Source organism: Aliikangiella sp. G2MR2-5, from assembly GCF_015687155.1.
Classification (GTDB): Bacteria; Pseudomonadota; Gammaproteobacteria; order Enterobacterales; family Kangiellaceae; genus Aliikangiella.
Genome location: NZ_JADPQF010000001.1, coordinates 1044068 through 1070191 on the forward strand (window position 1 = coordinate 1044068; position 26124 = coordinate 1070191).

General features: G+C 40.5%; 15 protein-coding genes. All 15 read left to right on the top strand.

The features are described 5' to 3' along the window. Window positions 1–141: 141 nt before the first annotated feature. The 15 genes from IYN84_RS04175 to IYN84_RS04245 all read left to right on the top strand — a co-directional run bounded on the left by IYN84_RS04175 (window position 142) and on the right by IYN84_RS04245 (window position 25874). Window positions 142–1341, top strand: a complete 1200-nt coding sequence (locus IYN84_RS04175; protein ID WP_196137899.1) for an alpha/beta hydrolase-fold protein — start codon at window positions 142–144, stop codon at window positions 1339–1341. 442 nt (window positions 1342–1783) lie between these two features. Further along, window positions 1784–4432: a hypothetical protein gene (locus IYN84_RS04180; RefSeq protein ID WP_196137900.1), complete on the top strand. Its 2649-nt coding sequence runs from the start codon at window positions 1784–1786 to the stop codon at window positions 4430–4432. Between the two features lie 136 nt (window positions 4433–4568). Then, on the top strand, window positions 4569–6749 hold the full coding sequence (locus tag IYN84_RS04185) for a patatin-like phospholipase family protein (protein ID WP_196137901.1): 2181 nt from the start codon (window positions 4569–4571) through the stop codon (window positions 6747–6749). Window positions 6750–6848: 99 nt separating this feature from the next. Continuing rightward, on the top strand, window positions 6849–8381 hold the full coding sequence (locus IYN84_RS04190) for a triacylglycerol lipase (protein ID WP_196137902.1): 1533 nt from the start codon (window positions 6849–6851) through the stop codon (window positions 8379–8381). Window positions 8382–8576: 195 nt separating this feature from the next. Further along, window positions 8577–9326: a DUF3667 domain-containing protein gene (locus IYN84_RS04195; protein ID WP_196137903.1), complete on the top strand. Its 750-nt coding sequence runs from the start codon at window positions 8577–8579 to the stop codon at window positions 9324–9326. Window positions 9327–9532: 206 nt separating this feature from the next. Beyond that, on the top strand, window positions 9533–10141 hold the full coding sequence (locus IYN84_RS04200; RefSeq protein WP_256435583.1) for a site-2 protease family protein: 609 nt from the start codon (window positions 9533–9535) through the stop codon (window positions 10139–10141). Between the two features lie 511 nt (window positions 10142–10652). Continuing rightward, window positions 10653–13253, top strand: a complete 2601-nt coding sequence (locus IYN84_RS04205; RefSeq protein WP_196137905.1) for a M14 family zinc carboxypeptidase — start codon at window positions 10653–10655, stop codon at window positions 13251–13253. A 597-nt stretch (window positions 13254–13850) separates the two neighbouring features. Further along, window positions 13851–14357, top strand: coding sequence for a GNAT family N-acetyltransferase (locus IYN84_RS04210; protein WP_196137906.1), 507 nt, complete (start codon window positions 13851–13853; stop codon window positions 14355–14357). A gap of 77 nt (window positions 14358–14434) precedes the next feature. After that, window positions 14435–14872: a hypothetical protein gene (locus IYN84_RS04215; protein WP_196137907.1), complete on the top strand. Its 438-nt coding sequence runs from the start codon at window positions 14435–14437 to the stop codon at window positions 14870–14872. 127 nt (window positions 14873–14999) lie between these two features. Then, window positions 15000–16820 (top strand): SLC13 family permease, encoded by a 1821-nt coding sequence (locus tag IYN84_RS04220; protein ID WP_196137908.1) that lies wholly within the window; start codon window positions 15000–15002, stop codon window positions 16818–16820. A gap of 304 nt (window positions 16821–17124) precedes the next feature. Next, entirely contained in the window at window positions 17125–18630 is a 1506-nt protein-coding gene (locus tag IYN84_RS04225) for a hypothetical protein (RefSeq protein ID WP_196137909.1), read from the top strand. Window positions 18631–19409: 779 nt separating this feature from the next. Beyond that, on the top strand, window positions 19410–22196 hold the full coding sequence (locus IYN84_RS04230) for a fibronectin type III domain-containing protein (protein WP_196137910.1): 2787 nt from the start codon (window positions 19410–19412) through the stop codon (window positions 22194–22196). A 445-nt stretch (window positions 22197–22641) separates the two neighbouring features. After that, a complete protein-coding gene (locus IYN84_RS04235; protein ID WP_196137911.1) occupies window positions 22642–24066 on the top strand; it encodes a serine hydrolase in 1425 nt (474 codons plus the stop codon). 490 nt (window positions 24067–24556) lie between these two features. Continuing rightward, window positions 24557–25042, top strand: coding sequence for a GNAT family N-acetyltransferase (locus IYN84_RS04240; RefSeq protein WP_196137912.1), 486 nt, complete (start codon window positions 24557–24559; stop codon window positions 25040–25042). Between the two features lie 235 nt (window positions 25043–25277). Next, window positions 25278–25874 (top strand): hypothetical protein, encoded by a 597-nt coding sequence (locus IYN84_RS04245; RefSeq protein WP_196137913.1) that lies wholly within the window; start codon window positions 25278–25280, stop codon window positions 25872–25874. The last annotated feature ends 250 nt before the right edge of the window (window positions 25875–26124 follow it).

Consider the following 26124-nt stretch of genomic DNA (forward strand, 5'->3'; position numbering starts at 1 on the left):
TTGTATTTTATCTGTACTCTGCTATCAATCGACTCTGGGTCAAATAGTATAAATCAACTCTGGATCTAGACTCTGGTGGGCTTAATAGTACGATAGAAAAATTTTAAATCATAATGAATCAAAAATTTAAATGGAGTTAAAATGAAAAGGTTAGTTGGATTACTAGTTGGAATATTGATTGGAATATTGTCACTCAACGGATGGGCAGAATCTTCTTCTACTGAGTATCGGCCGATTGTTATTGGATCCAAGTTTAATATCACCTCGAAAATTCTTGGTGAGGACAAAGAAATTTATGTTTCTCTACCTCACAAATATGATGAGCGCGTTCATGACTATCCCGTTATTTATGTTCTGGAAGCCGAATACCTATTTGATTCAGTTCGTTCGATAGCAAAGCTTATGGCGACGAGAAGTCACATGCCTCAAAGTATAATCGTCGGGATAGCAAACGGTAGCTACAGCAAACGATTCGATATGGATTTACCGACGCATGGCGGCAAGCCGGAGAAACATCTACAGTTCCTGAAAAATGAACTAATCCCACATATTGAGAAAAACTACAGAGCCAATTCACACCGAACTATAGTGGGCTTATCACCGACTAATGGGCTCATATTCGAAGCATTCTGGGCTGAGCCTGAGTTGTTTAAAGGATATATTGCGTTATCCGCTCATCTGGAGTGGGATCCGGTAAAAAATGTCAAACTAATTGATAAATTTATAGACACTATTACTAAACCAGATTACCCAAAGACGACCATTTATATGGGCAGAGCAGGACTCGATCTACAAGAAGATCCATCATATCAAAAGTATTATAAAGAGGCTGCGGATAAATTAAGTAAAAAGCCGGTAACAAATGTTACCTATAAAATTGAAATCCTGAAAGACGAAGAGCACTACGCGATGGCCTTGCCAGGAATTAAAAATGGATTTGAATTGATTTATCCTCGTGAAAAGTGGACAGATTTCAATTTTTCCTGGAAGGACGAACCTGTTGAAAAGATTAAACGTCACTATGAGGGGCTATCAAAACTCTATGGATTTGATGTTTATCCGATTGAAGACGGCCATAACTATGGGAGTCATTTATCAGGCCTGGCCCACAATAGTTCAAGATTTGGGAAAAACAAACAGGCGATCGAAGTGTTAAAGCTTGGGATAGGTTATTATCCTAATTCTGCCAATTTATATATGAAACTTGCTGAGGCGTACAAAAAGGAAGGTCAGCAAAAATTAGCAAAACAAGCAAATGATAAAGCAGTAATGCTTGCTGAAAAGTATCATCCAGAAGACATGAAAGCTTTTGAGTTGATTTCTCAACAATTTGGAAAGTAAACATTAGTTAATAGGTCAGAGTATTTGAAGGCATGTATGGCTATGCTTTGGCCCGTTATTCTATTTCGATTATCAAATCTGTTAGTCCAACCAATTATCAACTCATAGATGTAGGACAATAGACTAACTGCCATTCAACTGCTATGAGATTACTGAATGATGTTGTAGGATGTTAAGCGAAATTCGGGTGTTTGAAGACATATCACCTTAAAAAACATAACAGATTAAATTAATCAGGCCGACAAAACTGCATTTCTGAACATGAATTAACTGTCGTTGGGACTCCAGGTTACTAGCGAAGTTGATTGGTTTGGTTAGAAGTGCAAGGCAATAAAGGTAGGGTATTAACTCAAAACCCGGAGGCTGGTTACAAGGATTCTCCTAAATAGTATGAACACTTCGTTCATTTCAAGTCTGTTATAAAAATAAAAACGGGATTAATGTGAATAAAAATATTGGAATTTTGTCCGGGATTGTTTTCTTATTGTTGAATGCAGGATTTATCGCTCTAACAATTTTCACGGTATTTCAATTTTCAGCTCAAAAGGTTCTCTATTTTGTAGTTTATTGCAATCTGTTGTCTATCTCTTTCGCAGTATTCATTAATCAGGTAAGGCTATTATTTAAGGGGCAGGTAAACTACAACGGCCTTGATAAACTTTTTCAACTCTCGATCTATGGGACCGTTATTGCTTTTGGGTTATTGGCGATTGCGTGGCTATTTTATTACTTGGATATATTAACAACTTTTTTGGCTATGACGGTTGGCGTTGTGGTATTTATATTTATTTCTATCTATCAGCCCGTTCTACAAATACTTGCAGGATTAAAGATAAAGGAAACGCCTCATAATCTATGGGGTCTTAAAAAAAGTATTGGTATTACTTGTTTGTGGAGCGGTATTCTGGCACTGACAGGATTTTTATCGTTCATCGCTATTCTAACTAACTACTACCTTGGCATTTTGGAACTGATGCTCCTCTCAAAGGCTGCTGGTAGTACAGAGGAGCAAGAAGCGAACACACCTTATTCGCTATCCAAAATTTTAACATACGGATTGAGCGGGACGATTTTTCTGTGCGCTATAACGGTGGCCAGTTTTCTCCCATGGACTTACTATAATGAGGTAACTGAGCAGCTGAATGATACTGAACAGGCAGATGAGGTTACTTTGTCCGAAAGTAATCCCGTAAAGCTAATTGATGGCTCTTCGAAAGTTATTTATGAAAAAGCGCTTTTAAGTGGTAGTTTATTTTTTGCAAAAGAAGACAGGGTTCGTCTGATAGATTACAACAAAATGGGGGTATCCAATGACAAAGGAAAAACCTTTATCTTCAAGCCCATTCCCGAAAATTATGCCAGCCACGCCGTATTTGATGAAAGAAATCAAAGAATTATTTTGGTAGGACAATATGGAGATAGCTTGGTTTTAGCTGAGGATGGTAGCTCGTGGAAGAAGATCAATTGGCTAAATGTGAGTGGTGCATCAAAACGTTTTGAGAATGATAACATAACAGATGTTAAGTACTCAGCAGCGGAAGAAAAGTTCTACTTTGTGTTTACCTGTGAAGTTTGGCAAGGCGATATTGAGCTAAAAAACTGGAAGAGAGTTAACACAACATTTTTAGAACAAAGAAATAGCCAATGCGCAACCATGGTCTATCTGGACGAAGAAGGCCGGCTGGAATGGCTTCAGAGTTATCAGATGAATGGAGACTTGCTGGATAGTTTTTGGAAATATTCTGAAAACAGTGGTCGTTGGGATTACTTCTGCACTGTGTCCAAGCCCAGTCTTTTTAGAAAAACAGAAAATGAAAAAAGCTGTGAGGAGATGGAAACACCAGAACTTTCTTCTAAGCAGACAATGAAGCTGTATCGGGATTTTGATTTGATTAAAAGCAAGGTTCTTAATAATGAGTATATTGGAAAGAGAGTAATGGAAGAGTACACGAAGATCAAAACCTTTCATTATGATCGACAAGGAGAAACGTTTTGGTTCTATGATGGAAATTTAAAATACACTGAAGACTATGGGAAGGTGTGGCATACGATTCAAAATCGTATGTACGGCTTTGAATTGTATGCTGCAAAAGATGATGGCTGGGTTTTGGGCTCATTCAATTGTCAGCTGCTAGTTAGTGAGAATAATGGATGGACCTGGAATAAAGTAGGGTTCTCCAATTTAAATTCAAATTCCAACTCCAATCCCAACTCCAGAGCGCAATTGCAAGAGTTCTGTACAGATAAGTCGAATATTATTGTTTTAACAACAGGTGCATTGGTCGCGAACGAAAATAGCATCTATTTCTATAGTAGGCAAAGTAATACGCTATCGCCCGTATTTAAGACGACAAAAAGCATTGAAATACGAGAGTATCGAAATATTCAGTTGTCTACACCTCGGGATCTAAGTGTCGCCTTTGCTTTGATTGACAAAAACGAGCTTAACTACACTTTGGATAATGGCATAACGTGGCAACAATTGGAATTTCACGGGAAAATTGAGAGTCTGCATTGCTCTGATGCTTGTCTGATAAGCGATAACCAATATTTGTTTCAACTGGAGAAAAAAGGTGAAGCCTTTATCGCAAAGAAAATCTTGACACTTCCATTTGAGTTGAATGAAGAAAATATTGAATACTTTAATGAAGAGTCCTTAGTTGAAGTCAGTTTTAGTCATAGTGCGATCTGGATTATATTCGATAACAAGATCTACCTGAACAAGGGATCCGGCTCAGACTGGCAGGTTGATACGGTGCCGTTTTCTCAAGTTCGATCGGTCAAATACCTTTCAGGTTCTGATGAGTTGTGGGTTAGTGGATTAGATGCAGTCGCAGTGACAAATAGGGAAGAGCTTCAGTTTACTACTTATTCTCTGAAAGGGAATAACTTGATTTGTAACGGCGTAACAACCAATGAATCACTGATTATTATAAATGAAGACAAAGGATTACTTCAGAAGTCAGCAAATAGTCATGAGTGGTTTGAGTTTAAGATAGGTGGTGAAGATTGCATTCAAACTGAGAGTAAAATCTTTTTAGACAGAAATGTGGTGAGATTGCCCAAGCTTCAACCAGCTGCGGAATCTTGATAGTGATTAATATTCAGTGAAGCTGTTGATTATTGATGAAGTAAGGTAAATTCTAATTCGGAGTGTCTGCAATATACAGCCAATGTATTCTTCAGAGCTAATTGACTACCAAAAAAATTGAAAACTGGTCTATAAAATGCGAATTCTTTTAGTTTTTTCATGTTTGTTGTTCTCAAATTATCTACTGGCGGAACGACCTAAGATTGGCCTGGCGCTAAGCGGCGGCGGTGCTCGTGGTGCAGCACACATCGGGGTATTACGTGAACTGGAACGACTCAATATTCCTGTTGATTACATCGCAGGCACCAGCATGGGTGCCATTATTGGTGCCTTATACGCAAGTGGCTATACACCGGATGAAATTGAACAGATTGTGATCACCATGGACTGGCAGGCCGCATTCGATGATGAGGTTGCGCGTAACCAGCGTAGCTACCGCCGTAAGCTGGACAACCGGCGTTTTGTCTCCAATATTCAATTGGGGTTAGATAGTGACGGCATCAAGTTACCGGCGGGGATCGTTTCCGGCCAGTCTATCGGTTTGATGCTAAATCGATATTTTGCTCCTGTGTCTCATATCCGTGATTTTAATCAGCTAAAAATCCCGTTTCACGCAGTAGCAACTGATTTGGCGACTGGAGAAGAAGTTGTATTGCAACAGGGCTCGCTTGCCGAAGCCGTGACCGCCAGTATGTCGATTCCCGGATTTTTAATCCCGGTCGAAAAACAGCAACAGCTTCTGGTTGATGGGGGAATTGCCAACAATTTACCGGTATCCGTAGTGAGAAATATGGGGGCTGATGTCGTTATTGCCGTTGACATAAGTACGCCTTTGATCAAGCGCAAGGATATTAAAGACGTCGTTGATGTAGCCGACCAGCTTACCGGTTTGTTAACTCGAAAAAATACCGAATTGCAGATTACCTCGCTTGAAGATTCAGATGTTCTTATCGTGCCTGAGCTCGGTGAAATCTCGACAACAGACTTTCCGTTAGCGTCTCAAGCAATCCCGAAAGGGTTAAAAGCTGCTCAGCAAAATCAGAAGTTAAAACGACTGGCTGAAAAATTCAGTGGATTAGAGGTCACTTCGCAAGTTGTAACAAACGTAAAGGATTTATCCAGGGTTGAAATTGATCATCAACGAGTTGTCGAAGTAATCATTGATAATCAAACCAGTATTTCGACCGAGCGAATTCGAAATAAAATTCATACAAAGGCCAACAGTAAGTTCAGCTTCAAAAAACTCGAGAAAGATATCGGTGCAATTTATGGTATGGGGTATTTTAATTTAGTGCAATACTCTTTACAGCCACAGGCTACTGGAATTGTAGTTACCTATCATGTTACTGAAAAAAGCTGGGGGCCGAACTATCTTCGACTCGGCTTTAATTTTAGTGCGTCGGAAAATATCGATAATCAATTTAATGTATCTGCCAACTACCTGATGACCAACATTAATAAACTGAACGGAGAATTATCGCTTGGACTAAAGTTGGGGAACGATAGAGAAATTGGTGCCGAATGGTATCAACCGCTTGATAGTCGATGGTCACCCTTTATCAATACCCAGGTAGCCTACTTGTCGAATCAGTTTAATTTTTTCCGGGAAAATGAGTTAGTAGCTGAATTGAATGGAGATTCCATTGTAAGTGATTTGGCCGTTGGATTTGAATTCGATAATTGGGGAGAAGTGCGCCTGGGTGCTCATTATATTGATGGAAAAGTTAAACATAAGGTTGGAGAAGCAATTATCGATGAGTTGAGCTATAAAGATGCATCGGAATATATCAAGCTGGAAATTGATACACTGGATAGCCTCTATTTCCCAAGGGATGGATTTTTACTGCAGTCCTCATATTCAAGGAGTTCAAATACACTAAGTTCGGAATTTGAGTACCAGCAAAATCAAACTCGAATGATTAAAGCTTTTGAATGGAATGAGAACTCAGTAACTCTTGGTTTAAGCTATTTACGTAGTAAAGGGCAGAGCATTCCTTTAAATGCTTTCCATCGCAGCGGAGGCCTGCTCAACTTCAGCGGCTATGAAATTAACCAGATTTCAAGTGAAAATGTCGCTTCTGTTTTTGCGGTCTATATGAGAAAAATAAAACCTGTTGATTTTCTGGACATGTATCTGGGTTTTTCCTATGAACAGGGGCAAGTCTGGAACGAACCGGAAGAATTTGACTGGGATAATCATATTGACGGCTATAGTATTTTTTTTGGAATCGATACAAAGTTAGGTCCATTCTATATCGGCTATGGAAAAAATGAAGAATCAAAATCGTTATATATCATGCTTGATAAACTCTTTTAATTGTAAAGTGAAATAGGCTATATCGGTAATAAGTAGGAGCTAGTCTCGTCTTACTATCAATGCCAGCAGAGAAGAAAAATCATAGCAATGGAGCGCACAATGACAAAACAAAAAATAGTTCTGGTATTTGTTCATGGCTGGAGTGTTACCAATACTGATACCTATGGTGGCCTGCCAGAAAGGCTTAAAGCCGAACTTTTCGCGGCTGGTATGGATGTGCTGGTTAAAGACATATTCCTGGGTCGATACATCAGCTTTCATGACGAAGTCAGGCTTCCTGATATTTCACGCGCCTTCGACACCGCTGTAAAAGACGAATTGACTACTCAGACTTTTCAAAATATCCGATTTGTTTGTATTACTCATTCAACCGGAGGCCCAGTAATTCGAGACTGGTGGCATCGATATTATTTAAACTCCCCGAAAAGCGGAAAATGCCCGATGAGTCATCTGATAATGCTCGCACCAGCCAATTATGGCTCTGCGCTTGCACAACTGGGCAAGGGACGGTTAAGCCGTATGAAATCCTGGTTTGGTGGGGTAGAGCCTGGCCAAGGTGTACTCGACTGGCTTGAACTTGGCAGCGAAGGTAGCTGGGGATTAAATTCAGACTGGATTAGCACTGAAGAAAAGCATATTGGTGTCAACGGGATTTTTCCGTTTGTACTAACCGGTCAAAGTATCGATCGGGCAATATATGACAACCTGAATACCTACACCGGTGAAAGCGGCTCCGACGGCGTAGTTAGAGTGGCCGCCGCAAATCTGCAGGGACGTTTGATTCGTCTGCAACAACAAAAGCCGATAAAGGGAAAGAAGAAAATACGTAATAAAATGGTCGATTGCTGGGATGCACCTGAATTGCAGTTTATCAGTCGAACAGAAGCACCAGTCACGGCACTCGGTGTGATTGCCGGCAAGTCTCATTCAGGAAAAGATATGGGCATTATGCGCAGCGTGAAAAAGGGCACCAATGATAAGAGTAGTCAACAGACAGTGAAAGCGATCCTCGAGTGTATTAAAGTCAGCAATAAATCTGAGTACAATAAACTTGCGACTCAATTTGAACAAGAGAGCAGTAAGGTTCAAAAGCTGGAACGCCTGGAATCAGTCAAGCACCTGTTGTTTTCCGATACTCACTTTATTCATGATAGATATTCAATGGTGGTTTTTCGGGTGACTGACCATGAAGGTTACCCGGTAAAAGATTTTGATCTGATCCTGACCGCAGGAGTAAACAGCGACCCTAATATGCTCCCGCAGGGATTCTTTAAAGATAAACAAAGAAACAGCGTTTCTCGCAATACAATTACCTATTATTTTAACTACGACATAATGATTGGTAGTGGCGAAATAAAACATGACGGTGAGATTATCAGAAAAGGAACTGTCGGCGCACAGCGGTTGGGGCTGAAAATCTTACCGCGGCCCAGTGAAGGTTTTGTCCATTATTTGCCTTGTGAGATTAGTGCATCGCAAGAGTTACTCGAACGTGCCTTAAAACCTAATTCAACAACCTTGATCGATATCTGTCTGCGCAGGGTAGTTCACAAGAATGTTATGCGACTGGACAAAGGAACTGCACAGAAGCCGTTCAATAAGACTAAACCCGGTGAAGAAATAGTTCAGTAAATCTGGCTGCAGACTGGAAACTCTGTACTGGTGGTGCTGGTTGATATCGCGTTTAAACACTGGACTTGATTTAAACTCATTCTCGGGTCCAGTGTTCGAAATTACAAGGATAGAAATTCAATTGAAAATTCTAGAGTCGTAGAGTTTTGGGCCGTTGATAACGGTGGAGAGTAAAAGTTATGGAGTATAAGAATTGTGGAATGTAAGAATTGTGGGTTCAACTTCGAAGGAATGTATTGTAATTCCTGTGGGCAGTATGCCAATACCAGAAGAATTAATTTTCAATATTTAGCTTCAGAAGTTTTAAACAGCATTTTTCAAATAGAACGAGGCTTTCTGTTTACACTCAAAGAGCTGTTTTTCGAACCAGGCAAATGCATTAGGAATTTTCTTGATGGAAAGCGACAGCAATATACCAAACCTCTGGCCTACTTACTATTAACTTCGTCTCTCTATATTATTATCGCTCATTTGCTAGAACTAAATACCTATTCGAAAGATTTTGCCGAAGGGTTTAGCACCGGTATTAACGATAGTAACGAAAGAGATGTTTCCGGCGTGCTAATGGTTTTGAACTGGCTTGCGAGCAATCATGCTTTTACACTTTTGCTTACATTGCCTCTGTTTTCTCTCGGATCTTATCTTGCATTTTTCCAGTGTAAATATAACTATTTTGAACACTTGATTTTGAATATGTATATAGCTGGCCAGCAAATGGTGATTTATCTGGTTGTTAGCTTTGCTGTAACAAAAGGGAGCTTTTCGGAAACTTTACCACTAATTTTTGGTATGCTTTTTAACTTCTATGTGTTTTATCAATTTTTTAATGCAAGAAAACCTTACATCCGAATATTATTATTTTTAATCACCTATGCAGTTTTCATATTGCAACTGTTGCTGTTGATGATTGTAGTTATTGCGCTAGTAGAAACCTTGCCGCTATAAAGTTTGATTATTCAGTCTGACAGCTTCATTAATTGACAGTTTAGCGGTTCGTTTGGTTGGGCAAATACGCAAAGCCATGATAGCATGGAGTATTATTATGGAGATGTAGGCGTCAAGCTTTACTCAGGCGTTGACTCCTGACTAACCCCAACTAATAATTCATTCAGTCTATGATCACTATTTATGTATTGTTTTTCTTTGCCTCAATGATTCATGTAATAGCCATGTCTATTGGAGCGAGTATGTTTGGTGTGACCATTAAAACAATTTCGTTTGGACTTGGTCGTAAATTGATGAGGCTCGGTAAGGTCCAGTTGTCGATGGTACCGCTAGGTAGTTTTGTTAAATTGGCAGACAGTAGTGATCAACCATTAGAGCAGGTTGAAGTGGGCTTTGGACAGCAAAGCCTTGGTGCAAGACTAATAATTCCATTGTTAGGGCCTATTACAACAATAACATTAGCTTACTTTATACTCGGAAGCCCGGCAGGAAACGCATTTGTTAGTACCTTTTATCAGGCATTTAATGGTGCTGTAAGCCCTTTGAGTGAAGCTCAGCTTTATCTGAAGCAAGCTCAATTAGCGGTAGACCAGGAGCCGTTGTTGATAGTTTGTGGCCTGGTATTGGTTAAAGTGTCGGCGCTGAATCTAATTCCGTTTCCCGGAACTACAGGCTTTCAATTGATTCTTACTGTTATTACATCTGACCAAACGGAAAGTCACTGGCAGGAAAGACTAGCTAACTGGCTTCTCTGGCCATTATTGCTTTTCCTGGGCAGTTGGCTTGTGGCTTTGGTATTTTACTTTATTCAGTAGTCAATCAATATTGATTGTAGACTTGTCTTACTTATGCTATTTAGTTTGCCTCTGTAATTTAATTTAATTTAATTTGATTTGATTTGATTTGATTTGATTTGATTTGATTTGATTTGATTTGATTTGATTGGAAAGAAGGCTGCTTAGTATTAACTATTTCCTCGAAGCCAATAAAGCAAACATTAAACCAGACAAAATTTCGTTTCGCTGCAGTATAGCTGTTAGAACATCTCGGATTGAAAAATGTTCGCGTTTTGAAAAACATATTTATCTCATCTGTCTAAGTATTCAACTTTATCTCAATTGCATCTGATATTTGTGTCTAGGCTTTGTTTGGCTGCTCAAAAACTGATATTCGGATAGTCGTTGCTTTCAGAGTTTAATTCGCAGGTACTGAATTAACGTTCACTGAAATTTAGAGTCTCTGAAATTTAGAGTTTCTGAAATATAAAATCCGTATATCTTAAAAACCAATACAAGGCTGCCATAAAATAATAACGAGGACCAAAACATGAAAGTAACTAAAATAATGCTTGGTGTTTTGATTTTCGGGTCTATCAGTAGCATTCCTCTTAAATCAATAGCCAATTCTATCCAACAAAATCAACAAATCATTGAAATACTTGAACAGGAAAAACAGGTAACTGAGGTTTACCGTGTTTACTATGGCAGCGAGTCAATGGCAACCAGATTAGCGATTAGCTTCCACAATCAGCTAATGGAAAGCCATCACGATAGGGGTTATCTGATTATTGAGTTATCGGAAGAAGACAGAAAAAAACTCAAATCATTGAATCTGTCTCTAAAACCTGCGAAAGACTATATTCAGCAACGCAACCAAAGGTTGAGTCAGCGTCAATCACAAATTTTTTCACTTAACAATGAAGTGGAACCTACGGCTATACCGGGGTATTCCTGTTATGAGACTGTCGAAGAAACTTTTGGAGAAGCACAAAATCTGGTGACCAGCTACAGCAACCTGGCCGAATGGATCGACGTGGGTGATTCCTGGGAAAAAACGACCAATCAGGGAGGGTATGATATCAGAGTGTTGGTGTTAACCAATAAATCAAATACTTTTGATAAGCCGAAGCTCTTTATTAATAGTGCAATTCATGCGCGTGAATATACTACAGCACCACTGAATCTGGCTTTTGCCAAGTGGTTAGTTGAAGGCTATGCAAGCAACGCCGATGCGCGTTGGATTCTTGACTATCATGAAGTTCACCTTATGCTACAAACAAATCCTGACGGCCGTAAAATGGCGGAAGCGGGTAGTAGCTGGCGAAAAAATACTAACCAGAACTATTGTGGTAGTACTTCGAGTAGTCGCGGTGCAGATTTGAATCGAAACTTTACTGATCGCTGGAACATTACTAATGGTTCCGGCTCAAGTGGTAGTCAATGTAATGCAACCTATCGCGGTCCATCGGCTGGGTCAGAGCCAGAGATTCAGGCAATAGAATCTTATGTGAGAAGTTTGTGGCCGGATTTAAGAGGTCCAAACGATAGTGACGCTGCACCGCTATCCACTACTGGAATGCATATCGATCTACATAGTTATAGTGAATTGGTATTGTGGCCATGGGGCGATCAAAATTCGCCAGCGCCAAACGGCAACGCGCTTCAGGCTCTGGGTAGAAAGTTTGCCTACTTTAACGGCTATATGCCTCAGCAGTCGATTGGTTTATACGCTACCGATGGCACCAGTGACAACGTGAGTTATAGCGAACTGGGTGTTCCTGCCTTTACCTTTGAACTGGGCACCAGCTTTTTCCAGAATTGTTCGACTTTTACCAACACCATTAAACCGGATAATCTACCGGCTTTGGTGTATGCCGCAAAAGTTGCAGGTGCGCCTTATGTTACACCTTCTGGTCCTGATACTTTAAACGTGAATTTAAGCGATGATGCATCGGGCGCAGGCGTACCGGCTGGCACCAGTGTAACTTTGAGTGCAAGTGCAACTGACACTCGATTTAGTAGCAGAAACGGAACGGAAGCAACACAAAATATTTCCGGGGCGGAGTACACTATCGATACGCCACCTTGGCAATCGGGCGCGGTCGCTTATAGCCTGAATGCGAGTGACGGTAGTTACAACAACAAAACTGAATCAGTAACTGGGGCAATCAATACCAGTAACCTGTCGGTAGGAGAACATATCGTCTATGTACGCTCGAAAGATACTTCAAATATTTTTGGCGCAGTGAGCGCAGTTTTTCTGAAAATTACCGATGGTACGCCACCACCACTTAATGCAGATTTTACTTTTAATTGCCAACAACTGACTTGTAGTTTCGACGCTAGTGCCAGTACCGGAGCGATCGATAGCTATCAATGGAATTTTGGCGACAGCAATGTTGGATCAGGCAGTCCGGTGAGTCACACATTTGCTACTGCTGGAGATTATTCGGTCCAGCTAACTGTCACCGATAGCGATAATAATAGTGACACGACTTCCAGTCAGGTTAGTGTTTCCGATTCTGGCGATGGTGCTCTGGAAAATGGTATTCCTGTCACCGATCTGTCTGCACAGCAGGGAGAAGAAGTACACTTTATTATGCAGGTACCGGAAAATGCGAAGAACTTGAAATTTGTCATAAGCGGTGGAAGTGGTGACGCCGATCTCTATGTACGATTTGCTGCCGAGCCCACAACTTCACAGTACGATTGTCGTCCCTATCGCAATGGTAATAACGAAGAATGCTCGATTTCAAACGTACAACAGGGAACCTATTATGTGATGCTGCGTGCATATAGCAGTTACAGTGGCGTTTCATTAACGGGTTCTTATACTGTCGGCGGTACCGGTGGATCTTTTGCTCAAAATGATCTGGCTGCGACGCAGGGCGAATGGAAACATTTTAGCGTTGAACTTGCTGCAGGAATGTCGACTTTCGACATTGATATGTCCGGGGGCAGTGGTGATGCAGACTTATACGTGCGCCAGGGCAGTGAGCCCAGCACATCTCAGTACGATTGCCGTCCGTATCGTTGGGGCAATACGGAAAACTGTAGTATCAGTAATCCGCAGGCTGGAACCTGGTACATCAGTGTGCGAGCCTACTCGACGTATAGCAATGTGGATATCAATGCAGTCTGGGAATAGACAGACTGCTAACAGTAGATTCTTAACAGTTAAGTCTTAACAGCAGGCTCTTGGCAGCGCACTTCTGGCTGTTTAGCTCAAGCTGTTGAGTTCAGTCTTTATCTACTTGATTATAGAGACTGGACTGTAGAAGCTGGACTGTAAAAATAAGTCCGCCTTTTGTGGAAATGGATTTTTTCAAAGGCGGATCCCTAATGTTTATTGGCGGGCTCACGATTTTTCATATCGTTCTTTCCTGTTTCAGATGACTTGTGAACATTTAGAGTTCTTGTCAAAATTCAGAGTTATTGTCAATATTCAGACGACTCATCACTCAATACTCTCCGGTTAATTACTCTCAACTATCGCCGCCATCATTCAAAAATCCCTATAGTTTAAATCTAAATAGTGATAGAGATGAAATACGCCAGCATCCTCTGTAGTTTTATGGGCTTGAATCTGCCAGATAAAACGAGCGATTGAAAATATATAGCTGATTGGTGTGGGTGGAAATTGACTAGAATTCCAACGTAACAAAATACATTGAATATCCTGTTCAGGATTTACAAAAAGCTTTCCGCGATTTATTCTGGTGTTATCACTTTGAGGAGATTTTCGATGAGCATTAATATTCGAAAAGAGGACCCTGAGGATATTAAAAGTATTCATGAGGTTACTGTTGCTGCATTTGTTGAGGCACCACATACCGCTCATACAGAGCAGTTTATTGTTAAAGCACTACGTGAGTCAGGAGTATTAACTATTTCTCTTGTGGCTGAAGATGAAGGTATTATTGTTGGGCATTTAGCTCTTTCTCCTGTTACGATTTCTGATGACACAGATAACTGGTATGGTTTGGGACCCATATCGGTACTCCCCGAGAAACAAGGCCAAGGGGTAGGCTCTAAGCTGATGCGGGCAGCCATTCAGGAATTAAAGAACATTGACGCCAAGGGCTGTGTTTTGGTTGGAGATCCTGGCTTCTATCATCGTTTTGGCTTTATGTCAGTGAATAGTCTGGTATTTCCAGGAGTACCACCGGAATATTTTCAAGTTTTAGTCTTAAGTGGTAGCTTGCCTAAAGGAAGTGTGACTTTTCATGAGGCATTTTCTGCCAAAAACTAACCAACCAAAATCGCTCAAGACTGCTAGCTAGAGCCGCTTTTAGAGGAAATTCTTGCTGTAACAACTGGTTTCCTATTATGTTTAATTTGGCCCTAAGGCTGTGTAGATACCCCATCTTATTTGCCTTACTGATAACTCCAACCCGATTCTTTCTCGAACTAGCGGGAGTTCCTGATATATACGTCTTTCTAATTGGATTGCTTTGGCTAACACTGGCCAGTTCAATTTACTGGGCTGTTAAGTTAATCGATCATCAACATCCCTACAGAACTCTAATGTATTGTCTGGCAATATTTTCACCGATTTCAAGAGTTCCAGTGTTTATTTTGTGGTGGATCACTAAAACCTGGGAGCTAGGTACCCATTACAATATATTCGATAATTGGAGTCAGGCATTAATTGGACAACTATTTTATGGCTCTCTTATTCAAATTGTGCCGGGAATGCTCGTAGGCTCGCTCATATTAGTCTTACTGCCTAATTTTCGTAAAAAACAAAGGTTAACGAGCTCATAGATTAAAAATTTCATTTCATTTTGACCCGGATGAGCTAAACGTTTCTCCTGGTTACCGTACCTAAATCGATTAAAATTTATGCCATACTGTTAATTACTACTATCAATTAGCAGAGGCAAATGTTTGTATGACTGTGGAAATTTTCATCGTCTTTCTTGTCATCGCAAGCGCGCTTTATCTATTTGCATCCGAAAAACTCCCACTGGATGTCACTGCCTTACTTATTCTTATTACGCTACTGGTCATTCCCCTGGTAGGTCATTCTTCCTGGTTGCTGGATAGGGGGATCGACCTGGAATCTGCTTTTCCTACCGTCAGAGAAGGTCTAAGCGGACTTTCTAGCACAGCTACAGTAACAGTCTTGGCGATGTTTATACTTTCTACAGGTATCCAACGCTCGGGACTAATTCATGTGCTAGGAAAAAAGTTGTTTCCGCTGGTAGGAAACTCGGAATTGAGACTAATGTTAATTATTGCATTATTGGTTGGCTTGATTTCGGGTTTTATCAATAACACTGCCGCCGTTGCTGTTGCAATTCCGTTGGTTTTAAGCATGTGCAAAGGGCTAAAGATGCAGGCTTCTCGTATGTTAATTCCTGTCAGCTTCTTCGGTATGTTAGGAGGAACGCTGACATTAATTGGGACTTCAACCAATATTCTGGCCTCGACTATTCTCAAAGATCGTCCAGAGTTTGGACGTGAAATTAACATGTTTGAGTTTACTCATCTGGGGTTAATCGTGCTGGCCTCTGGTTTGATTTATTTTATGACCATTGGCCGACTACTATTACCGAAAAAGGATCGGATCAAATTGCATGATGAAGATGCAGGACATTTTATTATCGAACTGAAAGTTTCAGAGGATAGTCAGCTTGTTAATAAAACGCTGGATGAATCAGGCTTTGCCAAAGTCGCGAATATTGAAATATTAAAGCTAATCCGCGACGACTCAAACTATATCAAGCGCGCTCAAACGACTTCAATCAGAGCTAACGATATCATTCAGATTCGTGCGCGAATACGCGAGGTACTCGATCTACTTAAGAGTAATGATATCGATGTATTGTTTGACACTGACCCTTCGCGGAAAGCACGCAGTGATGGGCAGTTGGTACGAGTTCTGCTACGCGATCGTCAGCGGTTTAGTGGTCGAAAAGCAAGTGAGGCTGGCTTTTGGAAAAAAAATCAGGCACGTCTTATAGGAATTGAAACAGAAGTGCTACGAGAAAAATTTTTGAGTGATGAAAAACTCAATATCGGCGAGGTTGTTTTGCTACAACTATCAAATACTTCTTTAAGCAAGCTACGACGACAAACGGATGTGATTTTGCTCGAAGAACATGAGGACAGTTTCGATAAGAAACGAATGCTCTGGGCTGGAAGTATCGTCTCAGCGGTGGTTCTCGGGGCCGCGCTTACCCCCTTGCCAATTGTTGTGACTGCACTTATTGGAATTATTGCGATGGTAATGAGCGGTTGTATCAATAAGCATGATATCTATTCCGGTGTTTCCTGGGATGTGATCTTCTTGTTAGCCGGTGTCATACCTCTGGGTATTGCTATGACCAAATCGGGTGGAGCAGATTGGATCGCCGGCCTGCTCGCAGTATTTGCTTCGGACTGGCATCCGATCCTGGTGTTGATGGCACTATATGCAGTGACAACTTTATTGACAGAAATGGTCAGCAATAATGCTTCTGTCGTTATACTGGTTCCAGTTGCGATAGCACTTGCTGAGAGCCTGAGCATAGACATATTGCCAATGGTACTGGCTGTCATGTTTGCCGCTTCAACCAGTTTTCTATCACCTATTGGTTATCAGACCAATACCATGATTTATGGTACAGGTTTATATCGATTCAGTGATTTTGCCAGGGTTGGCGCGCCTCTAAATTTTATTCTGATGATCGTCACAAGTTTCGGATTGTATGCTTTCTGGATTGCTTGAATGCTGAGAAGGTAGTGCCAGGTTTAGGTGCTAAGTGCTAAGTGCTAAGTGCCAAGAGATAAAACTGAGACAAACAATGCGCTCTTGAACACACCTCATAGAGTCTTCAGGTTTCGTGACCTTGTTTTACTAGCCTGGCTGAATACTCCTCAAATAGATAAAGATCTTAACGAATATATACAGGTTGGAACAACTATTACTATTTGTCTATACTTTGTGGATTCGGTTGGTTCGAACAAAACCTCTCTAGTGTTGCAGGTAGCTATCTATCTGAACCCTCTCGGTATATGTTAAGGAGGAGCATATGCAAACCCCTGAGCAAACGGCTTTGCAGAAATATGGCTTTAAAGTGGCTGGCGTAGCTACAGTAATCTTATTGTTTCTTTTAGGAATGAGTTTTAAGTTCACTGGTGATATGCGTGAAGTTTACCAACTTATCGAAAAAGAAGACTGTTCAAGTGCGTTAAACGCTTTGAAGAAAATTGAAGATAGTTACGGAGGGATTGTTTCTGTGGTTAAAATACTACCATTGGAGGACGTTGCTCAATCCTATCGGAAGAGCTGGCAACTTAAAAGGGAATGCGAGCAGATTGATAAACTGAAAAATGAAGTTTCGTTACCAGAGAAACTTAACCAGATAGCGAAAAATATTCGAAATATTTATGAAGAAATGCTCACATTAAAATATCCGGAGGATTTTCATGGCGCCTCTCTCCCTGAGGTTGATGAAGATATAGTACTTGCGAATAATGCGAGAATTAAACTTTTTGCAAATGCCGGTATCCGTACAATTTTCAATGCGGGGGATAAACTTTCCGAACAGTTGAATGTTGAAAAACCATCTCCAGAATTCTGCATAAACCTATATTACATCCAGAATAATAGCTTCGGTTCAAATGGCGTAAAGGATGTTATGGCTGCGTTTAAGCGTGAGGTCAAAAGAGCTGTGCCGCTAGCCAACATCTTGTGTGTCCAGGAAATTCTCAAAAAGTATAATCCGGACAAATCATATGTATCGATTTTTAATATCAAGTATGGGCATGTGCCTTCTATTACGCATGATCTGATAAAAATGGCTATCAATGCTTCTTCCAGTAATCAACAGCTTTTTCACGCAAATAGTTTGTTGGTTAACTTCTTGTCAATGCATGAAGTATTTTGTTCGCAATTAAAAGAGAAGCCAAATGCTGATAGAATCTTTCTAGGATCAAAGTCCACTGAAAAAGTACGAGTAGGAAAAGATGGTGAATGGCTACCTCATATCCAGTCTCAACTAAAAGCACTTTATTCTGGCTGCGCAAACTCTATGTTGAACAGGGCAAAGGTTGCTTTTGAAAATAAAAAGTATAAAGACGCTAAAAAAATACTGGATAAGATTAGTTCTGATGGCGCTAATAAAGATGTTTTTGAACAGATTAGTAAATATCAGGTTCTTAGTGATATAGAAATTGCGAAAAGTGAGAGAGCTGCAAGCCTTTCACCAATCAAAGGCCAGAGCTATGCCGCAGGCGGGCCCGCACAGGTAATCCTGATTAACGGCTCTAACTCAACTTTGACTATTGCCATGACTGGTGCCCAAACGGTTAAACAGAAAATTTCTCCTTGCATTAACTGTGTAAAGCCTGAAGACAGTTGTAAAGCAAAGAGTAATCTCGCGAAGTTTTCGTTGTTACCGGGCGACTATAATGTGTTGGTTAAGGCCTCTACTCCTGGTCGGAAGGTAAAACCCTTTGTTGGGGTATATGAGTTGAAGGAAGGTTTTTTTTATACACAATGCTATGTGATACGGACTAGTGAACAGAAGTATTGAACCGGATTTTTGGGAAGGGTTGTGTATATTAAGTAACCCGATTTTAATAGTGAATTCAATTTAAATTTCAAATTCAAATCTGAATTTTGAGGTGGATTATGCGATGAATCTGGTTCGTCGCAATAATTCACCATACCTTCTCAAATCGAAATAGAACTTTTAGTAATAAACTCATTCTACCAGTTACTTGTTTTGTATACGCATAGAAACTAAAGCTGCATAATATTATTATCTTCTTCAATAGTATTGAACTATCTCACTTTTTAATTATTTTTAGTAATAAAATTAATTCAACGCCTTACAATCGATTATCTTATCTCAATTACTAAATTAATTGCGTGATGAAAATACTTGTTTTTTTATTTTTCATGCATTAAGGAGTATGTTTTTTTGTAAATTAATTACATTTTAAAAGTGAAATAATTCTCATTGTTTCGCTTCAGAAGTATTCAAAACGTCAAGGAGACGCTACGGTTAATTAGAACCTCTGATATTTTGCTGATAGACTCGATGTGTTGGTGAAAACTTGTTCAGCTTTCCTGTGACGCCACAAAAAAGGCTAACAATAATGTACTGCTAAAGGCATTAGTAAATCTTAGTCTCACGAATAATAATTAACAGCGATAATTAAACCGATAAACTGTGAGTCTTATGGCGATTACTTTGTTCCATTCTAAATTTTCTCCACTCAGGAATCAGAATAATTCCATGGGCTGACTAATGTTTCTGACTGAAATTATTCTTTCAGTTTTTTATGGTCTGGGACGAAAAGAGAAATTTTGAATCATCAGAAACGCGCTAGTAATAAGAATTATGGTATGTCGTTTAATGGATGGTACAAAACAATGAAAAACTTCTCACAGATAATAGTAAAACAAATAAAGCAAGCGATGCAGTTTGCCCTTTTAGTGACTCTGCTATTTGGCGCTGCGTCTCATGCATTTAATGAACATCCGAACGATATTAATCCTCTCTCTAGTGATTTAACCAGACCTGAGAAATCTCTGGGGACACCGACTTCGTTTCTGCAACAGATTGGTGCAAAGTCTGTTGTGAAAAGGGACCGAAGCGCGCATCAGCTAAACGTTCGGGTAGAGTTTTCTCACAGTAGTCAATTGCTTACTTTGCCGGATATTACCGGAGCTAACATTGATGTAGAGACCCAAAGTTTTTACTCAACCGGGGATGGGGGCTTGTCAATAGATGGTCACCTGGTTGGCAGGCCTGACTCAGAATTTATTTTGCAAGGCGATGATGAAAAGCTTTACGGATGGGTTATCTTAAGGGATGAAGATGTTGCGTATGAGTATAGAACCCACAATGGAGAACTCAACATCAGACAAATAGAAATCACCGATGTTCACCCGGTTTGTAATTTTAAAACTCATAGTCGTTCAGATATTTGGCAAATTCATTCACAGTCGCAGATTCAAACACAAGAGACTCGGGGACTGTCACTTAATAGCGCGCAACTTGCAGTAGCTCCTCCTCATATAGGTCCTTATCCGGGAACTCATGTTGGACGACTGGAAAGCAAGCCTGGTTCCAGTTATGTCATCTTGCTTGACACCAGTAAAATCATGAGTGACGGAGTACCTTATGACGTCTCCAAAGAATTTATCTGGACCACATGGCAAATAGTTGCTGCCAGCTTCTCGATGTTTGATGTGAATGTAACCACCAATCGTGCAGTTTATGACAATGCAGCGGCGAGTCGGAGAGGTGGGGCAACCATGTATCGACAATCAGGTCGCTCCTCCTGCCATTTCGCATTTGGTACTTCAACTTTCTGTACTTTATATAAAGAAAGCGATGCCTATGGTCAGGGTCGTATCGCTGCTCATGAATTGGGGCATCTACTGCATCTTAGTCATGATGGTGGGAACCCGGGAGGAGAATACTATAACGGTATTGCCGATTATCAGTGGGTACCTGTGATGGGAAATATCTGGATGGGGAATAACTGGCCAAATGCATTGTACCAGTGGAGTAAGGGAGAGTATAACGGCGCATCGAATCGAGAAGATGATTTTGTACAGATGACGCGTTTCATTCCGTTTAAGTCAGATGATATTCCGGGTAGTAAAGGATTAGTAATTGACGCCAATGGAAACGTAAACGCGAGTGATAACGTCGGTTTGATTGAGCGTAATACCGATTATGATAACTATAGTTTTACCATTGGCTCAAGTGGTGGTCGAGTAAATCTAACGATCGATCGTGCGGAGCATATCGGCGGCGGAATGCTCGATGTTCAAGCCTATATTAAAGATGCTTCGGGAGCGACTATTGAGCAGTCAAATCATTCGGTTGATCGTTCGGCTTCGTTTGATGTAAACCTTGCTGCTGGTAACTACACCCTGCAGATTAGTGGCGGAGCGGAAGGAACACCAGGCTGGGGGTTTTCTAATTACTCATCTTTGGGCTACTACCAGATCGAAGGAAGTATTACCGGGGCAGGCAATAGCGACGTGATACCGCAAATGACGAGTCCTGCTGATGGCGCAAGGTTAGGCGGAAGATCGCAACTTTTCAGCTGGGATGGCGGAAGTGCAGAATCTTTTAGAATTTCTGCCGGCTCATCACAAGGTGGTGAGGATTACTATCCATTGTCGTCTGCTTCGGCAAGCACTTCTCATACGGTTACCGGGTTGCCCACCGATGGTTCTCTAGTTTATGTAACCCTGCATTATTTTATGAACCAGCAATGGTCACAGGCATATTATCAATACACCGCATATGATGACAGTACGAGTGGAGAAGCCGAGATCACCAGTCCAGTTAGTGGCAGTATACTCGATGGTGCTTCACAGGTGTTTAACTGGAAGCCTGGCGGTGCGTCTGCATTCTGGTTCTACGCTGGTTCATCGCAAGGTGCTAAGGATTACTTTAATAGCGGCAGCGAAGTTACAGGTACTTCACATACGGTTACCGGGTTACCGACGGATGGCTCAACAGTTTATATTACATTCTGGGCAAAAACGGATGGTAGCTGGTCACAGAAGCATTACACTTATGTAGCTTATGATGATAGCAATAGTGGTGAACTGGGCATTACCAGTCCTGTTGAAGGTTCTGTGCTTGATGGTTCGTCTCAGGTATTTACCTGGAATCCGGGAGGAGCATCGGTATTCTGGTTCTATGCCGGTTCCTCTCAAGGAGCTAAAGACTATTTTAGCAGTGGCAGTGAAGTGAGTGGGACTTCTCACACGGTAACAGGATTACCGACCGATGGCTCAAGGGTTTACATTACTTTCTGGTCGAAGACAAATGGCTCGTGGTCACAAATGCATTACACCTATACAGCAGCAAGTAATGGAAGCGGTTGTACGTCCGCACCGTCAGTTCCTACTGGTCTGGCAGGCAATAGTAATCGAATTTATTGGAATGCAGCAGAGACGGCAAGCAGATACGATGTGCAATACTGGACAGGTAGTTGGACTGATCATGGTAGCACCGCATCGACTTCATATGAGCTGGGACTTTCCGGAACACAGTATGTCAGGGTACGTGCCACTAACCAGTGTGGTAGCAGCAATTATTCAAACTGGATTACAGTCAATTGATATAGTCCCACCTAAATAAAGCGTCCGCCACAGTGTGGGCGTTTATCTAACTTGAATGCAGCTCTTAATTTAAAATTATTCGGTTACTAATTTAGTGAGGGCTAATGGAGTTTGACCTGGAACTGGTAATTTAAAGATTTCAATCATATCTGAAGATCTGGATTATATAAGATACATACATTGTGACAATTTATCACACTTACCTGTTTTTACGCACTTACCTGTTTTTGCACTATTTTTACGAACTCCAAGCGTTAAATAGCTAACTGGTTGTCATTCGCGACAATTGCGTGCATTGTAATGTAAGAAAAGCTGCCCCATAATGCTTCCCCGAAATACCTGCAATGAGTTTAAAGTCGATAATATAGAATTCAGGTAATCTAAGCTAATTGTCATTTTGAATGATTTGCTATCAATCAAAAAAAATAAACAGGGATTCCAGTCAATGAAATTAAATCTAGCTTCACTCAAAATAATAACTGTTCTTCTTTTAACAACGAGCAGTGCATGGGGAGCAATCAGTGAAAAACAAAAAGCGCAAATAACACAAGAGATTGAAAATGTTATGGATGGCAAAGGTGCGCCTGTTGCTTCTGTTCTAATTGTGCAAAGGGGAGAGGTTGTATACAAAAATACGCTGGTCGATCCCAACTTTAAAACCCAGGTAAAACTTCCGAAAAATTCAAATCCTCGTTATAAAATTGGTTCAATTTCCAAGCAGTTTACTGCTGCATCTTTGTTGATTTTGCAAGACCAGGGCAAGCTGAGTGTTAAGGATCCGGTAGCCAAATGGTTTCCTGAATTGACAAATGCCGACAAGGTAACAATCGCAAACTTGCTCTCAATGACTTCTGGTTATCCGGATTATTGGCCTCATGATTATGTTTATAAGGATATGCTTTCAGATGTTGATAACAGCCGGGTTATAAAAAAATATGCAATGCGTTCTGCAGACTTCTACCCCGGAGAGAAGTTCGAATATAGCAATACAAATTATCTTATTGCTGGCAGAATTGTTGAACAAGTTAGTGGCTTGCCGCTATATGACTTTATGAAAAAATATATTTTTCAACCACTAAAAATGGATACTGCGATAAGCGTAAATAATACAAGCCTTGCCGATATAGATACGCCTCGCTTTCTTCGCAATGCTATCGGTCCGATTAGAAATGCTCCCGAAGAAGGTAAAGGCTGGTTGTATTCGGCGGGCGACCTGGCTATGTCTGCCAGAGATCTTGCAAAATGGAATCAGGCGCTAATTGATGAGTCGCTACTCAGTAAATTTTCAATGAAACAATTTACTTCACAGTTTATTAATAATAACGGAATTGCGAATAGCTATGGGTTAGGAATTGCAGTCTCAAGGACAATGGGAACGAAATTGATTTCTCATTCGGGAGCTGTTTCAGGTTCGATTTCAATGAATCGAATTTATCCTGAGAAAAACACTTCAATTATAATGTTTTTTGCCGCGTATCCAGGCACCAGCAGTGAGCAATTTGGAGCAATATTCAAAATAGAAAAGATTATCTTATCTGATCTGGAGAAAAATAATGATAAAGATGATTCGAAGGTCGCTCTCAACAAAAAAGTAAAAAAAATACTGAAAGCGTTTCAGGCCGGTCGTATTGAACGAGCGCTTTTCTCTGAAAATGCGAACTTCTATTTTCAAAAGGAAGTTGTCGCAGATTTTGCTGAAAGCCTGAAAGGATTGGGGGAGCTGGTGTCGGTCGAAGAAAAAGCGACGGGCCATAGAGGCGGTATGTCTTACTACGCTTTCGATGCGAACTTTAAAAACGATTCATTAAGGATAGACTTAAGAGTACTCAGAAATGGACTGATAGAACAGTTTGGTCTTTCAGCTAACTAGTCCAGATACTTAATAAAGTAATGTTTGAGTTCCGGATATGAGCTTAAAATTCGCGCTTAGGCAAAATTAGAGTAGGGAAAACGAAATCAAATTGGCGAGCGCGACTCGCCAGCCAAAAATGACTATAGGCTTTCCTTTAGACGTTCGATCTATTTGTTTCAAGTATCACCCTCGGTTCTTTAGCAGTGAAGTAACTGTTTTTTAGTATTTTTCCATTTTTCTCATTGTTGTTATTTCCTGATTCTAAGCGCTATATTGCTGGTGTTTTGCCCGGTTCAGATGAGTGGCTAATTGCTTGTCGTTACCCTTAAAATAAAGACCGTTAAGTGAGAACAGTTATTATCGATTTATAAGATAAAACTTAACTACAGAATTTGTAGTGCATGACTACATATTGAGTAGTATCAAAAGGTTTTCAGTTTCTGTAGTATTAATTTGTTGTTAACGAAATACACTAGTATTTTATGGTATATGCGCTAAGGGGGGCGACATGATTAGAAAAGCTAAAGTTGATGATTATGGTGTTATGGCAGAAATACACAATCGTTCAATCTCTGTGCTTTGCAGAAATCATTATTCAGCCGAATTTATTTCTGCCTGGGTTAGCAATCCTAAAATTGAGAAATATCGAAAACGGGAGCAGTCTGGATGTGAATTTTATGTCTATGTTTGTGATAATCGAATTGCTGGATTTGTATCTGTTAACTGGCAGGAGTGCTTGCTGGAAGGCCTGTTTGTCGATCCGGATTTCTCGGGCAGAGGGGTTGCATCGGAATTAGTAAATTTTGTCTTTGATATGGCAGACAAAAATGCTAACGATCATTTTTACGTAGAGTCATCGTTAAATGCTGTCGGTTTCTATCGTAAAGCAGGTTTTGTTGAATATGGTAAAGGATACTTCAATGTTGCTGAAGCCGCAGAGACTGAATCGATATTGATGAAAGCAAATATCAAGCATCAAAATAGTCGATGTTAAATGTCACTAAAGTCTATCTCTAACGGAAGCTTTTTGCGTAATGTTCGGTGAGATAGTTGTATTGAACGATTTACAATTCCTTGTCATAAAATATATTTCATGAATTAAATTCGGATTGTGCCTAAACTTAGTTTTCGATCATTGCATTTGGGATCAGAAATTAAAAAACTATCTCAAGATCGTGGGTTTTTCATCAATAGTTTTAATAAACACAACCATATTATGGAGAGCGGAGATGCCAAAGCACTTCTCGCAAATAACCACAGATCACAATGGAGAAATGATATTTTTCTCATCTCAAGATTCTATAATTGAATTTCTTGGTGGACCTCAAATTGAAAGTTATGAAGGCGTGTGCCTGGCATTGGTAATGATGTGGTTGGCGCAAGATACTTCCAAAACAAGTCCGCTCGCTGGAATTAGAAATAAAACCAGAGCCTGTAATTTGCAGAGTGAAATGGAGTCTGACTGGAGAGGTTTTGAAACGGTCGCTGCGAAAGGTCAGGAAGTTATTGCAAAGAATTTCTGGTGGAAGTCCGATCAGAAAGAAAATATCATGGGCGACACACCCTCAAAATATCTACTCAATGATCCGTTAAATAGTCGTGACGGATTACATATCCTTGTTTTATATCAGGAGGAAGGCTCTGGTCACGCAATTGGTGTTTGGCGTTTTCCTTCTGGAGCGATAGCAATTTACGATCCGAATCAGGGCGCCTGTGTGCAAAGAGGTGAAAATCTTGAAGCTTTTCTACAGGACTTTATCGGACAAGTATACCCGGAGATGACGTCGTTTGCAGTGTGTAGTTGGTATTCTGAGCCAAATGACTAGAGGATTCACAGTAAAGCTAGCCGCAAGCCGCTGGACAGGAAAGGTGGTTTTTATTCAATCCTGTCCAGTCCAAACCAATTGATTAATGCTTTGCAGGTAGTGAATGCTGGTTGACTTTCAGATCAACAATAGAAGAAAATCTGACCACTGGTGTGTTGGAAGATTGGAATTAGAAGATTGGAATAAAATCCCAACCTCCACGTTTTCTTATACAGACTACCTAATAAGATATTATATAAAATTTGAGGAA

Coding starts and splice junctions, on each gene's coding strand:
- IYN84_RS04175 (WP_196137899.1), top strand. CDS start 142: ATGAAAAGGTTAGTTGGATTACTAGTTGGAATATTGATTGGAATATTG.
- IYN84_RS04185 (WP_196137901.1), top strand. CDS start 4,569: ATGCGAATTCTTTTAGTTTTTTCATGTTTGTTGTTCTCAAATTATCTA.
- IYN84_RS04190 (WP_196137902.1), top strand. CDS start 6,849: ATGACAAAACAAAAAATAGTTCTGGTATTTGTTCATGGCTGGAGTGTT.
- IYN84_RS04200 (WP_256435583.1), top strand. CDS start 9,533: ATGATTCATGTAATAGCCATGTCTATTGGAGCGAGTATGTTTGGTGTG.
- IYN84_RS04205 (WP_196137905.1), top strand. CDS start 10,653: ATGAAAGTAACTAAAATAATGCTTGGTGTTTTGATTTTCGGGTCTATC.
- IYN84_RS04210 (WP_196137906.1), top strand. CDS start 13,851: ATGAGCATTAATATTCGAAAAGAGGACCCTGAGGATATTAAAAGTATT.
- IYN84_RS04215 (WP_196137907.1), top strand. CDS start 14,435: ATGTTTAATTTGGCCCTAAGGCTGTGTAGATACCCCATCTTATTTGCC.
- IYN84_RS04220 (WP_196137908.1), top strand. CDS start 15,000: ATGACTGTGGAAATTTTCATCGTCTTTCTTGTCATCGCAAGCGCGCTT.
- IYN84_RS04225 (WP_196137909.1), top strand. CDS start 17,125: ATGCAAACCCCTGAGCAAACGGCTTTGCAGAAATATGGCTTTAAAGTG.
- IYN84_RS04235 (WP_196137911.1), top strand. CDS start 22,642: ATGAAATTAAATCTAGCTTCACTCAAAATAATAACTGTTCTTCTTTTA.
- IYN84_RS04240 (WP_196137912.1), top strand. CDS start 24,557: ATGATTAGAAAAGCTAAAGTTGATGATTATGGTGTTATGGCAGAAATA.
- IYN84_RS04245 (WP_196137913.1), top strand. CDS start 25,278: ATGCCAAAGCACTTCTCGCAAATAACCACAGATCACAATGGAGAAATG.